Here is a 13,310-nt window from a genome sequence, read left to right as displayed (position 1 = left end):
TTAGGGCAATGGCGGATACGGTCGAATTTGCGAAGATGAACGGGCTTGGCAACAAGATCCTCGTTATCGACATGCGCGGCCGTAAAGATATGGTCACGCCGGAGGCGGCGATTGCGCTGAACGCCGATCCTGCGACACAGTTCGACCAGATCATGGCCATTCACGATCCGCGTGTCAGTGGCACGGATGCATTTATCGACATCCTCAATTGCGATGGCACCAAGGCGCAGGCCTGCGGCAACGGCACGCGCTGTGTGGTGCAGGCTCTGTCTTCCGAAACCGGCAAGACCAGCTTCACCTTCCAGACGGTGGCAGGCATCCTGAATGCCGTCGAGCATGAAGACGGCATGATATCGGTCGATATGGGTTTGCCGCATTTCCGCTGGAGCGACATTCCGCTTTCGGAAGAGTTCCACGATACGAGCCGCATCGAATTGCAGATCGGGCCGATCGACGCACCGATCCTGCATTCGCCGGCCGCCATGTCCATGGGCAATCCGCATGCGATTTTCTGGGTGGATCGCGATCCGATGGAGTTCGATCTCGAACGTTTTGGGCCGCTGCTCGAAAATCACCCCATGTTCCCGGAAAAGGCCAATATCACGCTGGCGCAGGTGATTTCCGACAGCGCGCTGCGCACCCGCACCTGGGAACGCGGCGCGGGGCTGACGCTCGCCTGCGGTTCGGCCGCCTGCGCTTCAGCGGTTTCTGCAGCGCGCACGGGCCGCACCGGCAGGAAGGTTGCCATCGATGTCGCCTCCAGCCCCATCCGTGTGCCGCTGACCATCGACTGGCGCGAGGACAACCACGTCATCATGACCGGCCCTGCCGAATGGGAATGGTCGGGTTCCGTCGATCCCGTCACCGGCGCATGGTCGCGGGATGTTGCGGCCGAGCAGCAGGGGGCCGTATGAGCGGCGTCGAGGTCATAACCTTCGGCTGCCGTCTCAACACCTATGAATCGGAAGTGATGCGGGCGGAGGCCGAGAAGGCCGGGCTCAACAATGCCGTGCTGGTCAATACCTGCGCGGTGACGGGCGAGGCCGTACGTCAGGCGCGCCAGGCCATCCGTCGGGCGCGGCGGGACAATCCGCATGCCCGTATCATCGTCACCGGCTGTGCCGCGCAGACGGAAAAACAGACCTTTGCCGAAATGCCGGAAGTGGATGCCGTGCTGGGCAATGAGGAGAAGCTGAAAAGCGCCTCCTATCGCGCGCTGCCGGATTTCGGCGTTTCGGCGGAAGAAAAGTTGCGCGTCAACGACATCATGAGCATCAAGGCGACCGCGCCGCAGATGGTGAAGCACATAGACGGGCATGTGCGCGCCTTCATTCAGGTGCAGAACGGCTGCGATCATCGCTGCACCTTCTGCATCATTCCCTATGGGCGCGGCAATTCCCGCTCCGTGCCGATGGGTGCCGTGGTGGATCAGGCGCGCAGGCTGACGGAAAGCGGCTATTGCGAGATCGTTCTGACGGGGGTGGACGCGACGAGCTATGGCGCGGACCTCCCGGGCGAGCCTTCCCTCGGTTACCTTGCGAAGACGTTGCTCAAGCAGGTGCCGGACATCCTGCGGCTGCGGCTTTCCTCCATCGACAGTATCGAGGCCGACCACCATCTGATGGATCTTATTGCCGATGAGCCGCGTTTCATGCCGCATCTGCACCTGTCCCTCCAGCATGGCGACGACATGATCCTGAAACGCATGAAACGCCGCCATTTGCGGGCAGATGCCATTCGCTTCTGTCACGAGGTGCGGTCGCTGCGGCCGGATATCGCTTTCGGTGCGGATATGATCGCCGGTTTTCCGACCGAGACGGAAGAGATGTTCGAAAACGCCGCGACGCTTGCGGAAGAATGCGGCATTTCCAGCCTGCATGTGTTTCCCTATAGCCCGCGCGCGGGCACACCGGCGGCGCGCATGCCGCAGCTTGACCGGGCTTTGGTGAAGGAGCGGGCGGCAAGGCTCCGTGAGCGCGGCGAGGCGCTGAAGCTTGCGCATCTGCAGAATATGGTCGGTTCGGTGCAGACGATCCTCGTTGAAAACAACGGTTTTGCGCATACCGACAATTTCACGCTGGTGGAGGCGCCGCATCTTGCCCCGCGCACTCTTGCGCAGGTTGCGATTACCGGCCACAACGGCAAACATCTGAACATGAAGCTTCTGGCGGCGGACGCGGCCTGAGGCGACCAAAGAGAAAAGACACGGGAACGACCATGGCCCTCGGCTTCATCAAAAAAGTCTTTTCGTTCGGCAAGGACAAGGCCGAAACGAATGACCGGCCGCAAGAGGACGCCGCGCCCGAGCGCGGCAATGAAAACGCTTCCTTCGAAGCGGCGCTGAGCGACGCCGAAGCCCATGGCCATGTCGACACGGACCCGGTTTCCGAACTGGAGATGGAGACGGCCGGCGGACCAGCCCCGGACGAGGCGACGGACGTGGTCCTTTCCGACGATGACGAGGAAGAGGACGCACCGCTTCTGCCCGGTGCCGAGCTTTCCGGCGATATGGGCGTGGTGCCGCTGTCGTTGCTACAGGCGGAAGCCGCCGCCGAAGAGCAGGTCGAATCTGCCCCCGAAGCAGCGGATGTCGTGCTGGATGCGGATGCGATGGATGCGCTGCTTGACGAGGCCGAAGCCGCGACTGCCGCTGAGCCCTCCGCTACACCGCCAGCTCTACCAAAGGGTTTTTCGTCCGCCAGTGAGCGGCAGGAGCCTGCCCCTGCCGCACCGCAGATAAAACTGACATGGTTTCAGCGCCTGCGGGCCGGGCTTGCCCGTACGTCGTCGCAGCTGACCACGCAGATTTCGGCGCTCTTCACCAAGCGCAAGCTGGATGAGGATACGCTCGATGAGCTGGAGGATCTTCTCATCCAGTCCGATCTCGGCGTCGAGACCGCCATGCGCATCACCGGCGCCCTGTCTTCCGAGCGTTACGGCAAGGATGTGAGCGGCGAGGATGTGGCGCGCATCATGGCGGGCGAGATCACCAAGGTCCTGAAGCCTGTGGCCAAGCCGCTGGAGCTTGATCTTTCACACAAGCCGCATGTCATTCTCGTTGTCGGCGTCAACGGTACGGGCAAGACGACGACCATCGGCAAGCTTGCCGCCAAGCTTTCCGGTTCGGGCCTCAAGGTGATGCTGGCGGCGGGCGATACGTTCCGCGCGGCGGCCATCGAGCAGCTCAATATCTGGGCGGATCGTACCGGTTCGCAATTCATCGGCACCAAGCTCGGCGCGGATGCGGCCGGGCTTGCCTATGACGCCTATGAGCAGGCGCGGGCGCAGAAAAGCGACGTTCTCATCATCGATACGGCTGGCCGTCTGCAGAACAAGACGGAGCTGATGGCGGAGCTGGAAAAGATCGTGCGCGTGCTTGGCAAGCTCGATCCGGACGCGCCGCACACCGTGCTGCAGACGCTGGATGCGACGACCGGCCAGAACGCTATGAACCAGGTGGAAATATTCCGCAATGTCGCGGGCGTTTCGGGCCTGATTATGACAAAATTGGATGGCACGGCGCGGGGCGGTATCCTCGTTGCCATTGCCGCTAAACACAAGCTGCCGGTCTATTTTATCGGTGTGGGTGAAGGTGTTGATGATCTGGAGCCCTTCGAGGCGGAAGATTTCGCCAAGGCCATTGCGGGAGTTTGAGTATGGATATTGAAAGCAATTCCAAGGAAAGCGAAAAGATGGTGGCGGAAATCAGCCCGCTCCTGAAATTCGTGCTCGAGCTTGGCCCGCTCATGGTGTTCTTCTTCGCCAATTCCCGCGGCGAATGGCTGGCCTCCACCTTCCCCGTGCTGACGGAATTCGGCGGACCGATCTTCATCGCCACCGGTCTGTTCATGATCGCAACGGCTCTGGCGCTTTCCGTCTCATGGGTACTGACGCGGAAACTGCCGATCATGCCGCTCATATCGGGCATCGTGGTGTTCGTGTTCGGTGCGCTGACGCTTTGGCTGCAGAACGACACCTTCATCAAGATGAAGCCCACCATCGTCAACACGCTGTTCGGTGTTATTCTGCTCGGCGGCCTGTTCTTCGGGCAATCGCTGCTCGGTTATGTCTTCAATTCGGCCTTCAGGCTGACGGATGAGGGCTGGCGTAAGCTGACGCTGCGCTGGGGCGTATTCTTCCTCTTTCTTGCGGTGCTGAACGAGGTGGTATGGCGCATGTTCACCACCGACACCTGGGTTGCCTTCAAGGTGTGGGGCACGATGCCGATCACCATCATCTTCACCATGGCGCAGATGCCGCTCGTCATGCGCCATTCGCTGGAACCGCTTAACAAGGACGAAAAATGACCGTTGCAGAGATGTCGGCTTCCCGTTCGCGCTCGCTCAAATGGTTCGGCGTGGCCGCCGGGCTGCTTCTCCTGCAGATCGTCATCCTTTATTTCATGGGCCGCATTCCGATCTGCGAATGCGGTTATGTGAAGCTGTTCGAGCCGGGCGTGAACACGCCGGGCAATTCCCAGCATCTGGCCGACTGGTATACGCCCTCGCATATCATTCATGGCTTCCTGTTCTACTGGTTCGCCTGGCTGCTGTTCCGCAACAGACCGCTTTCCATGCGGCTTTCGCTTGCTGTTCTGGTGGAAGCGGCATGGGAAATTCTTGAAAACTCGCCTCTTGTCATCGATCGTTATCGGACCGCGACGATGGCGCTGGGTTACACCGGCGACAGCATATTGAACTCGGCGATGGATACGGTTTTTATGGTGCTGGGTTTCCTCTTCGCCGCCCGTGTGCCGGTGTGGTTGACGGTGGTGATCGCCATCTTCTTCGAAATCTTCACCGGCTGGCTGATCCGTGACAACCTGACGCTGAACGTGGTGATGCTGCTCTGGCCCGTGGACGCGATCAAGGAATGGCAGAACGCGCTCCCGCAAATGTGAACGGGTTTTCCTGGGCCGCAGTCCGAAAGGCACGGAAGCCGAGCAATATGCAGGTTTTCTTAATGGCATTGCGGTAGTGTCAGGCAAAGGCTCGTCTCTCCCTCCGGCAGAACCCATTGCAAGACAACTTCGCCTATCTTCTCCCCTTCATCATGCTGACATTCGGCGTGGTGTTCCTGTTCCTGCAAAGGATCGGCCACGCTTCTGCCCGCTATTGGGGTATAGGATATCTTTCGGCGGCCTTCGGTTTTGCGACACCTCTGGTGCTCGGCGGCCTGCCCTTCGAAATCCAGGCGATTGTTTCGAACCTGTTGTTCTTCTCCGCCTTCTTCCTCTATGGCCACGCTCTGCTCGTCCATTTCGGGCGGCCGCTTTATATCACGGGCAGGCTGTCGATCGTGGTTGCTGCGGTTTTGCTGGTCTCTTTCCATGTTTTCGTCACGCCGGATCTGAAACGCGATCTCGTCATCGGCGATCTCGTCTGCGCCCTTTTGCTCGCGATCCCGGTCTGGATCGTGCGGAAGCGGCCGGTGGCGCTTGCCGACAGGCTGATGGTGGGAATTGCCTGTCTTGTGGTGCTGGAGACGCTGGTGCGCGTCGGCATGCTGCTGGTGATGACGCCGAGCGGCTCGATGATCGAACTCAGCGAATTCTTCGAATCCGACTATGCTTTCTACATGCAGCTTGCGGCGAGCATCTTCGGATTCCTGCTGGCGCTCTCCGTGCTCGCGAGCCAGATTTCCGTCACCGTCGACCGGCATCTGCATGCGGCAGAGCATGATCCGCTGACGGACGTACTGAACCGGCGCGGCTTCGACCGCCGAGTTCCCGATTTTCGCAACGATACCCCTGAGGGTGCGGTCATCGCCTGCGACATAGACCACTTCAAACGTATCAACGATGTTTACGGTCATGCGGCCGGAGATATTGTTCTTATCGGCCTTTCCGATCTGCTCAGGCGAAATGCGCCCGAGGATGCGCTGGTGGCGCGCTTTGGCGGTGAGGAATTCGTGGTCTTCCTGCCCGGCCAGACAGCCGCCGCAGCCGGCCAGCTTGCCAATGCCATGCGGACAGGTCTTTCGTCGCTCGATTGGCGCAACCGGGGTGTAACCAGCCAGATCACCGCGAGCTTCGGTGTTTCGGCCGTCGCGAGGGGAGATCATTCCATTCATGACGCCATCAAGCGGGCCGATGACAGTCTCTATGCCGCAAAACGCGGCGGTCGCGATCAGGTGGTGCTGGAAGGCATACGTCTGCCGGCTGAAGGCCCTTCGCTGAGGGTCGTTACCAAGGGGTGACGCCTTACCGAGCGGGTTATTTCCCGGCTGCGGCCGCAATGGCTGGCAGCAGATCGCGTTCCACGCTGCGGGCATCGAAAGGGCCGACCTTTTTATAAAGGATCGTGCCATCCGTGCCGACCAGATAACTTTCGGGAATACCGTAGACGCCCCAGTCTATCGCGGCCTTGCCGTTCGGATCGACGCCTATCGCAGCAAAGGGATTGCCGAGCTCGCCGAGAAAGCGCAGCGCATTATCCGGCTTGTCCTTGTAGTTGATGCCGACGACCGTGATGCGGCTGTCTTTCGCCAATTCCTGAAGCAGCGGATGCTCCTGCCGGCAGGGAATGCACCAGGAGGCGAAGACGTTCACCAAAGTCAGCTTGCCCTTGATGATAGCATCGGTCAGAGCCGGAAGATTTGAGCCTTCCAGCGGCGGCAGCGACAGGGTGGGCGCCCTGGTGCCGATCAGCGCCGAGGGAATGGCGCTGATATCCAGCCCGTTCACATCCTGATCGTAAAGCATCTTGCCGGCGACGAGGGCGAAACCGCCGAACAACAGAAGCGGCAGCAGCGCCAGCGCATAGCGTGCACGGCTTGTCGTTTTGGCCTTGGTGTCCCGGTCAGCCTGCGTCATTGCGCGTCACCTGTGGAACCGGCTCTCGCTCTGCGGCGTACGCCGGATGCCTCTAGTTCCTTCAATTCCCGTTTGCGTGCCTGACCGTCCATGACGACCCAGGCGATGAGACAGAGAACGACAAGGCCGGTCGCCGCATAGGACATGCCGATATAAAAGGCGTGTGTCATCACTTCAGCCCTCCCGGTTCGCCATGCGCGCGGCGAGACGCCGCTGCGCGGCCACGCGCCGACGCCAGATTTCGTTGCGCATCGCGGCGATGTGCAGGGTGAAGAACAGCAGCGTAAAACCGACGGCCATGGTCAGCAGCGGCCAGAGGAATTCCATATCGATGGCGGAACCGCCCATGCGGATGACGCTTGCCGGCTGGTGCAGCGTGTTCCACCACTCGACCGAAAATTTGATGATGGGGATATTCACGAAACCGACGAGGATCAGCACGGCGCTGACGCGGGCGGCTCGGGACGGATCGTCCATGGCGCGGTTGAGCGCGATCAGGCCCAGATACATCAGGAAAAGCACGAAAACGGAGGTCAGCCGTGCATCCCACACCCACCAGGTTCCCCACATGGGTTTACCCCAGAGCGAGCCGGTGACGAGCGCAATCAGCGTGAAGGCCGCGCCGATGGGGGCGGCGGCTTTATGGCTGACATCCGCCAGCGGGTGACGCCAGACGAGGGTGCCGATAGCGGAGACCGCCATGACCGAATAACACATCATGGCGAGCCAGGCTGAGGGCACATGCACATACATGATGCGCACCGTGTAACCCTGCTGATAATCGCCTTCGGTGGTGAAGGACAGATAAAGACCGGCGGCCAGCACCAGCGCCGTCAGCGCAGCGAGCCATGGCAGAATGCGCGCCGCTAGTGCCAGAAACCGGGTGGGATTGGCGAGATCACTGAATTTGGTGATGGTGAAGGTCTGCTCGTTCATGCCGTTTGTGTAACCCGAGAATGGCCGCCCCGCAATTGATCCCTGTCAATCGGGATCGTCTGGCGTAGTTTCATCAATCCATAACATTGCGCAGCGCCAAAGCGGCGAAGAAAGGTCCGGTCACGGCTGAAAATAACGTGATCGCACACAGAATGAGAAATGGCGGCATGAAGGGCGCCGGGTCCTGTACCGCCGCATAGGAGGCGCTGACGCCGAAGATCAGCACGGGAATGGCGAGCGGCAGGACGAGGATGGAAACCAGAAGCCCTCCGCGCGGCAAAGCCACGGCAACCGCCGCCCCCACCGCGCCGATGAAGGTGATGGCGGGCGAGCCGACGAGAAGGGTAAGCATCACGGCGCCGATCGCCACTTCGTCCATGTTCATGAAGAGGCCAAGCAGAGGGGAGGCAAGCACCAGCGGCAGACCGGTCGTGACCCAGTGTGCCAGGCATTTCACGAACACGGTCAGGACCAGCGGGGTTTCCTGCATCAGGATCAGATCGAGGGAGCCGTCATCCCGCTCGGCCTGAAACAGCCGGTCGAGGCCGAGAAGGGCGGAGAGCAGCGCGCCGATCCAGACGATGGCCGGGCCGATGCGGGCGAGCAGGTTGAGATCGGGGCCGACGCCGAAGGGAATGACGGCAACCACTGTCATGAAAAACAGCACGCCGATCAGCGCGCCGCCGCCGGCGCGGATGGAGAGTTTGATGTCGCGGAGGAGGAGGGCGGTCATTGGGACACCCTCGTGTTCGCGGCGTTACCCCCCTCTGCCCTGCCGGGCATCTCCCCCTCAGGGGGGGAGATCGGCAAGAGGCTCTTCCGCCGCTTTATTCTCAGGCGTAGAGATGGGCGAGACCTTGCCGCAGATCGATCTCCCTCCTTGTGGGGGAGATGCCCGGCAGGGCAGAGGGGGGTATGCCCCGCGCACATCGCCCTCATGCCCAAGCCTCCACACCCGCAAACCCCGTCATCCGCAATTCCCGCGCATTCTCCAGCCCCAAAGGCTGATGGGTCGCGGCCAGAACGATGCCGCCTTTCCCAAGGTGGTTTTTCACGAGATCGGTAAACATCCCGTCCGCAGCCTTATCAAGCGCCGCCGTCGGCTCATCGAGAATCCACACCGGCCGCCATGCAATCAAAAGTTTCGCCATGGCAAAACGCCGCTGCTGGCCGGCGGAGAGATAACCGAAGGGCAGGTGGGTAATGCCGGCGAGGCCGACGATCTCCGCCGCCTCATCGATCGCCACGCCCGCACCGCCGGAAAAATCTCCGAGGAAGTCCTTCCAGAACCGAAGATTCTCCGAAACGGTCAGTTCTGTTTTCATCGCATTGCGATGGCCGAGATAATGGCAGGCCTCCGAGGGACGCATATCAGCTTCGATTTCTTTGCCGGCTATCTTTATTCGTCCCTGTTCGGGCCGCAGCAGGCCGGCCACCGTGCGCAGCAGAGTGGATTTTCCTGAACCGTTGCGGCCGGTCAGCACAAGGGCCTCACCGTCGCTTAACTTGAAGGAAATATTCATGAATATGAAATCTTCGCCGCGTCGCACGCCAAGATTTTCCGCCGTCAAATCCATGCTGCGGTTCCGATTACGATTTCGTCGTCTCGATCATAAAAAAATCGATTAGGTTCGTTGAATGGTCTGGCACGTTTTAGAGAAATTATCTATATGGGTGTCAACACGCCAGCGGCCGGCGTGAACATCATCTTGCGCCGGACTTGACGATTGCGAGGAGCAATTTTCACGTGCGGACAGCGGAAATGGTCGTACCCGCATCCTGATGTGCATGAGTGCATAGGTGTCCGCACGCACGTGTTGGCTATCAGAGTAAGCGGGGTTTTTATCCATGCCCAAATCACTCGACAGTTTCCAATGTCGTTCCGTCCTTACCGTTGACGGTAAGGAATACGTCTATTTCAGCCTTCCCAAGGCTGAAGCCAATGGCCTGAAGGGCGTTTCCAAGCTGCCCTATTCCATGAAGGTTCTCTTGGAAAACCTGCTGCGTTTCGAGGACGGCCAGTCCGTCACCAAGGAACACATTCTGGCGGTTTCCGAATGGCTGAACAACAAGGGCCTGACCGAAACCGAAATCGCCTATCGCCCCGCCCGCGTTCTGATGCAGGACTTTACCGGCGTTCCCGCCGTTGTCGACCTTGCCGCCATGCGTGACGGCATCAAGGCCCTTGGCGGCGATCCGGAAAAGATCAACCCGCTGGTTCCCGTCGATCTCGTCATCGACCACTCGGTCATCGTCGACGAATTCGGCACGCCGAGCGCCTTTGCCCGCAACGTCGAGCTGGAATATGAGCGCAACGGCGAACGTTACCGCTTCCTGAAGTGGGGCCAGCAGGCGTTCGAGAATTTCCGCGTGGTTCCGCCCGGCACCGGCATCTGTCACCAGGTCAACCTAGAATATCTCGGCCAGACCGTCTGGACCAAGGAAGAGGATGGCGAGACGATTGCTTATCCGGATACCTGCGTCGGCACCGATTCGCACACGACCATGATCAATGGTCTCGGCGTTCTCGGCTGGGGCGTTGGCGGTATCGAGGCTGAAGCGGCCATGCTTGGCCAGCCGGTCTCCATGCTTCTGCCCGAGGTTATCGGCTTCAAGCTGACCGGCAAGGTGAAGGAAGGTGTGACCGCGACCGACCTCGTGCTGACCGTGGTGCAAATGCTGCGCAAGAAGGGCGTTGTCTCCAAATTCGTTGAATTCTTCGGCCCCGGCCTCGATTCGATGTCTCTGGCCGACCGCGCCACCATCGGCAATATGGGTCCGGAATATGGCGCGACCTGCGGCTTCTTCCCGGTCGATAGCGAGACCATCAATTACCTGACCATGTCCGGCCGTGCCAAGGACCGCATCGCGCTCGTCGAAGCCTATTCGAAGGCGCAGGACATGTGGCGCACCGGTGACGGTTCCGACCTCGTCTTCACCGACACGCTGGAACTCGATCTCGGCGACGTCGTGCCCTCCATGGCGGGCCCCAAGCGTCCTGAAGGCCGCCTGCCGCTCGAAACCATCGCGCCGAATTTCGCGACGGCTCTTGAAAACGACTATAAGAAGCCCGGCCAGCTTTCGAGCCGTTATGCGGTCGAAGGTGAGGCTTTCGATCTCGGTCATGGCGATGTGGCGATTGCCGCCATCACCTCCTGCACCAATACTTCCAACCCTTCGGTTCTCATCGCTGCCGGCCTTCTCGCCCGCAACGCCGTCGCCAAGGGTCTGAAGTCCAAGCCGTGGGTAAAGACCTCGCTGGCACCGGGATCGCAGGTGGTTGCCGAATATCTCGACAAGTCCGGTCTGCAGAAGGATCTCGACGCGATCGGCTTCAACCTCGTCGGCTTCGGCTGCACGACCTGCATCGGTAACTCCGGCCCGCTGCCGCCGGCGATCTCCAAGACGATCAACGACAAGGGCCTGATCACCGCCGGCGTTCTCTCGGGCAACCGCAACTTCGAGGGTCGTATTTCGCCGGATGTCCAGGCGAACTATCTGGCCTCGCCGCCGCTCGTCGTGGCCTATGCCCTTGCCGGCACGGTCCAGAAGGATCTGACGAAAGAGCCGATCGGCGACGACCAGAACGGCAATCCGGTCTACCTCAAGGATATCTGGCCGACCTCCAAGGAAATCCAGGAATTCATCCTGAAATACGTCACCCGTGAGCTTTACGAAACAAAGTATGCCGACGTGTTCAAGGGCGATGCGAACTGGCAGGCCGTTCAGGTTCCGCCGGGCCAGACCTATGCCTGGGACGACCAGTCGACCTATGTTCAGAACCCGCCCTATTTCGTCGGCATGGGCAAAAAGGGCTCGGGCCTCAAGAACATCAAGGGCGCGCGTGTCCTCGGTCTCTTCGGCGACAAGATCACCACCGACCATATTTCTCCGGCCGGTTCGATCAAGGCTGCTTCGCCTGCCGGTGCCTATCTGACGGAGCATGGCGTCGCCGTTGCCGACTTCAACCAGTACGGCACGCGTCGCGGCAACCATGAAGTGATGATGCGCGGCACCTTCGCCAATATCCGCATCCGCAACCACATGCTCGGCCCGAACGGCAAGGAAGGTGGCTACACCATCCATTATCCGTCCAAGGAAGAGATGTCGATCTATGACGCGGCCATGAAATACAAGGCGGAAGGCGTCCCGCTCGTCATCTTCGCCGGTGTCGAATATGGTAACGGTTCGTCCCGCGACTGGGCGGCGAAGGGCACCAACCTGCTCGGCGTCAAGGCTGTCATCGCGCAGTCTTTCGAACGTATCCACCGTTCGAACCTCGTCGGCATGGGCGTCGTTCCCTTTGTCTTCGAGGAAGGCACGACCTGGGCGAGCCTCGATCTCAAAGGTGATGAAATCGTCGAGATCGACGGTCTCGAAGGCGAAATCAAGCCGCGTGAAAAGAAGATCGCCAAGATCACCTATAGCGACGGTTCAGTGAAGGAAGTTCCACTTCTTTGCCGCATCGATACGCTGGATGAAGTGATCTACATGAACAACGGCGGCATTTTGCAGACCGTTCTTCGCGATCTGGCCGCATAAAGCTTCAACAATCGAAGACGCTGGGAGAAATCCCGGCGTCTTTCCATTTCATCGTCTCTTTTTTTGTGATTGTCGCTCACCCCTTCGTGACTTTCTATTGAAGGGCAATAGACGTTATTTTCCGGTTTGCATCCCGGCAGGATTGATCGCATCAATTCGTCTGGATATCTTCCGGACAAAGGTTTTTGTAATGCCGCTGAAATTCCCCCTGTCGATATGTCTTCTCGGCACGTTCCTCGTCACCTCCGCGCAGGCGCAGGAGGCCGTGAAGGGCGTCGTCGAATTGTTCACATCGCAGGGATGCTCATCCTGCCCGCCGGCCGATGAAGCCCTGCGCAAGATGATCCAGAAGGGCGATGTCGTCGGTCTTTCCTACCATGTCGATTACTGGAACTATCTCGGCTGGACGGATTCGCTCGCCTCGAAGGAAAATACCGACCGGCAATATGGTTATATGCGCGCGCTCGGCCGCAACGGGGTCTATACGCCGCAGGCCATTCTGAACGGCCGCGACCACGTCAAGGGTGCCGATGTTCGCGGCATCTATGACAGGCTTGATGCGTTCAAGCGCGAGGGCAAGGGACTGAACGTGCCGGTCTCATCGAAATTTGCCGGTGACGAGGTGGAGATCGATATTGGCGCCGGCAGCGGCAAGGCCGATGTCATCGTTGCCTATTTCACGCGCGAACAGACCGTGGATGTGCAGAAGGGCGAAAACCAGGGGAAAAAAATGTCCTACTGGCACAGCGTCTATGATGTGCAGACAGTCGGCATGTGGGATGGTTCGCCGATGACGGTGAAGCTTCCGGCGAGCGTGGTGGCCAAGGTGAAAAAGGGCGGCTGCGCCGTGCTGTTGCAGACGGCCAATGCCGGCGGCGATCCCGCGGCAATCGTCGGCGCAAGTATCCTGCTTGGAAACGAAAACCCCTGATCGCCTGTCGGGCGATGGAAGATCCGGTCCGGGCATTGGGGGCTGGGGGTAAAGGGTCAATGCACCGGACCGGGTCATCTTGGTGCC

The 13,310-nt window shown here is 60.0% G+C and carries 13 protein-coding genes; 8 read left to right on the top strand and 5 right to left on the bottom strand.

The window, feature by feature from the left end:
- Positions 1-8: 8 nt before the first annotated feature.
- From dapF to FGF54_RS12630, 6 genes are all read left to right on the top strand, one after another.
- Positions 9-914 (top strand): diaminopimelate epimerase, encoded by a 906-nt coding sequence (dapF, locus tag FGF54_RS12655; RefSeq protein ID WP_142779851.1) that lies wholly within the window; start codon positions 9-11, stop codon positions 912-914.
- Positions 911-2,185: a tRNA (N(6)-L-threonylcarbamoyladenosine(37)-C(2))-methylthiotransferase MtaB gene (mtaB, locus tag FGF54_RS12650; RefSeq protein ID WP_142779850.1), complete on the top strand. Its 1,275-nt coding sequence runs from the start codon at positions 911-913 to the stop codon at positions 2,183-2,185. The genes dapF and mtaB overlap by 4 nt, the downstream gene beginning before the upstream one ends.
- Before the next feature lie 32 nt (positions 2,186-2,217).
- Positions 2,218-3,654 (top strand): signal recognition particle-docking protein FtsY, encoded by a 1,437-nt coding sequence (ftsY, locus tag FGF54_RS12645; protein WP_142779849.1) that lies wholly within the window; start codon positions 2,218-2,220, stop codon positions 3,652-3,654.
- Between the two features lie 2 nt (positions 3,655-3,656).
- On the top strand, positions 3,657-4,307 hold the full coding sequence (locus FGF54_RS12640) for a septation protein A (RefSeq protein ID WP_003520517.1): 651 nt from the start codon (positions 3,657-3,659) through the stop codon (positions 4,305-4,307).
- Positions 4,304-4,900 carry a DUF2585 domain-containing protein gene (locus tag FGF54_RS12635; protein ID WP_142779848.1) on the top strand — a complete coding sequence of 199 codons (597 nt, stop codon included), beginning with the start codon at positions 4,304-4,306 and terminating at the stop codon, positions 4,898-4,900. Before FGF54_RS12640 ends, FGF54_RS12635 begins: the two co-directional genes overlap by 4 nt.
- 116 nt (positions 4,901-5,016) lie before the next feature.
- On the top strand, positions 5,017-6,198 hold the full coding sequence (locus FGF54_RS12630; protein ID WP_168208085.1) for a GGDEF domain-containing protein: 1,182 nt from the start codon (positions 5,017-5,019) through the stop codon (positions 6,196-6,198).
- 16 nt (positions 6,199-6,214) lie between these two features.
- Here FGF54_RS12630 and FGF54_RS12625 read toward each other — a convergent pair whose 3' ends face one another.
- From FGF54_RS12625 to ccmA, 5 genes are all read right to left on the bottom strand, one after another.
- A complete protein-coding gene (locus FGF54_RS12625; protein WP_142779847.1) occupies positions 6,215-6,814 on the bottom strand; it encodes a DsbE family thiol:disulfide interchange protein in 600 nt (199 codons plus the stop codon).
- On the bottom strand, positions 6,811-6,984 hold the full coding sequence (ccmD, locus tag FGF54_RS12620) for a heme exporter protein CcmD (protein ID WP_003505069.1): 174 nt from the start codon (positions 6,982-6,984) through the stop codon (positions 6,811-6,813). Before ccmD ends, FGF54_RS12625 begins: the two co-directional genes overlap by 4 nt.
- Positions 6,985-6,988: 4 nt before the next feature.
- Complete coding sequence (locus tag FGF54_RS12615) at positions 6,989-7,750, bottom strand: heme ABC transporter permease (RefSeq protein WP_080853006.1); 762 nt, start codon at positions 7,748-7,750, stop codon at positions 6,989-6,991.
- A gap of 73 nt (positions 7,751-7,823) precedes the next feature.
- The gene (gene ccmB, locus FGF54_RS12610) at positions 7,824-8,483 is read right to left on the bottom strand and encodes a heme exporter protein CcmB (protein ID WP_059759870.1); all 660 of its coding nucleotides are present in this window, start codon (positions 8,481-8,483) and stop codon (positions 7,824-7,826) included.
- A 202-nt stretch (positions 8,484-8,685) separates the two neighbouring features.
- Positions 8,686-9,327 carry a heme ABC exporter ATP-binding protein CcmA gene (ccmA, locus tag FGF54_RS12600; protein ID WP_142779846.1) on the bottom strand — a complete coding sequence of 214 codons (642 nt, stop codon included), beginning with the start codon at positions 9,325-9,327 and terminating at the stop codon, positions 8,686-8,688.
- A gap of 271 nt (positions 9,328-9,598) precedes the next feature.
- Between ccmA and acnA the strand changes: the two genes are divergently transcribed.
- Together acnA and FGF54_RS12590 are read left to right on the top strand one after the other, a co-directional pair.
- Positions 9,599-12,292 carry an aconitate hydratase AcnA gene (gene acnA, locus FGF54_RS12595; protein WP_142779845.1) on the top strand — a complete coding sequence of 898 codons (2,694 nt, stop codon included), beginning with the start codon at positions 9,599-9,601 and terminating at the stop codon, positions 12,290-12,292.
- Positions 12,293-12,482: 190 nt separating this feature from the next.
- Positions 12,483-13,223, top strand: a complete 741-nt coding sequence (locus tag FGF54_RS12590) for a thioredoxin family protein (protein ID WP_142779844.1) — start codon at positions 12,483-12,485, stop codon at positions 13,221-13,223.
- Positions 13,224-13,310: the final 87 nt, after the last annotated feature.

It is taken from the genome of Agrobacterium sp. T29, assembly GCF_006970545.1.
Taxonomy (GTDB): domain Bacteria; phylum Pseudomonadota; class Alphaproteobacteria; order Rhizobiales; family Rhizobiaceae; genus Agrobacterium; species Agrobacterium leguminum.
The sequence above is the reverse complement of the archived record's forward strand: the minus strand, read 5'-3'. Positions and strand labels throughout refer to the sequence as shown.

What these genes read in the sequence shown, in the direction of transcription:
- dapF (WP_142779851.1), top strand. Translation starts at nt 9, where the DNA reads ATGGCGGATACGGTCGAATTTGCGAAGATGAACGGGCTTGGCAACAAG.
- mtaB (WP_142779850.1), top strand. Translation starts at nt 911, where the DNA reads ATGAGCGGCGTCGAGGTCATAACCTTCGGCTGCCGTCTCAACACCTAT.
- ftsY (WP_142779849.1), top strand. Translation starts at nt 2,218, where the DNA reads ATGGCCCTCGGCTTCATCAAAAAAGTCTTTTCGTTCGGCAAGGACAAG.
- FGF54_RS12640 (WP_003520517.1), top strand. Translation starts at nt 3,657, where the DNA reads ATGGATATTGAAAGCAATTCCAAGGAAAGCGAAAAGATGGTGGCGGAA.
- FGF54_RS12635 (WP_142779848.1), top strand. Translation starts at nt 4,304, where the DNA reads ATGACCGTTGCAGAGATGTCGGCTTCCCGTTCGCGCTCGCTCAAATGG.
- FGF54_RS12625 (WP_142779847.1), bottom strand. Translation starts at nt 6,814, where the DNA reads ATGACGCAGGCTGACCGGGACACCAAGGCCAAAACGACAAGCCGTGCA.
- ccmD (WP_003505069.1), bottom strand. Translation starts at nt 6,984, where the DNA reads ATGACACACGCCTTTTATATCGGCATGTCCTATGCGGCGACCGGCCTT.
- FGF54_RS12615 (WP_080853006.1), bottom strand. Translation starts at nt 7,750, where the DNA reads ATGAACGAGCAGACCTTCACCATCACCAAATTCAGTGATCTCGCCAAT.
- ccmB (WP_059759870.1), bottom strand. Translation starts at nt 8,483, where the DNA reads ATGACCGCCCTCCTCCTCCGCGACATCAAACTCTCCATCCGCGCCGGC.
- ccmA (WP_142779846.1), bottom strand. Translation starts at nt 9,327, where the DNA reads ATGGATTTGACGGCGGAAAATCTTGGCGTGCGACGCGGCGAAGATTTC.
- acnA (WP_142779845.1), top strand. Translation starts at nt 9,599, where the DNA reads ATGCCCAAATCACTCGACAGTTTCCAATGTCGTTCCGTCCTTACCGTT.
- FGF54_RS12590 (WP_142779844.1), top strand. Translation starts at nt 12,483, where the DNA reads ATGCCGCTGAAATTCCCCCTGTCGATATGTCTTCTCGGCACGTTCCTC.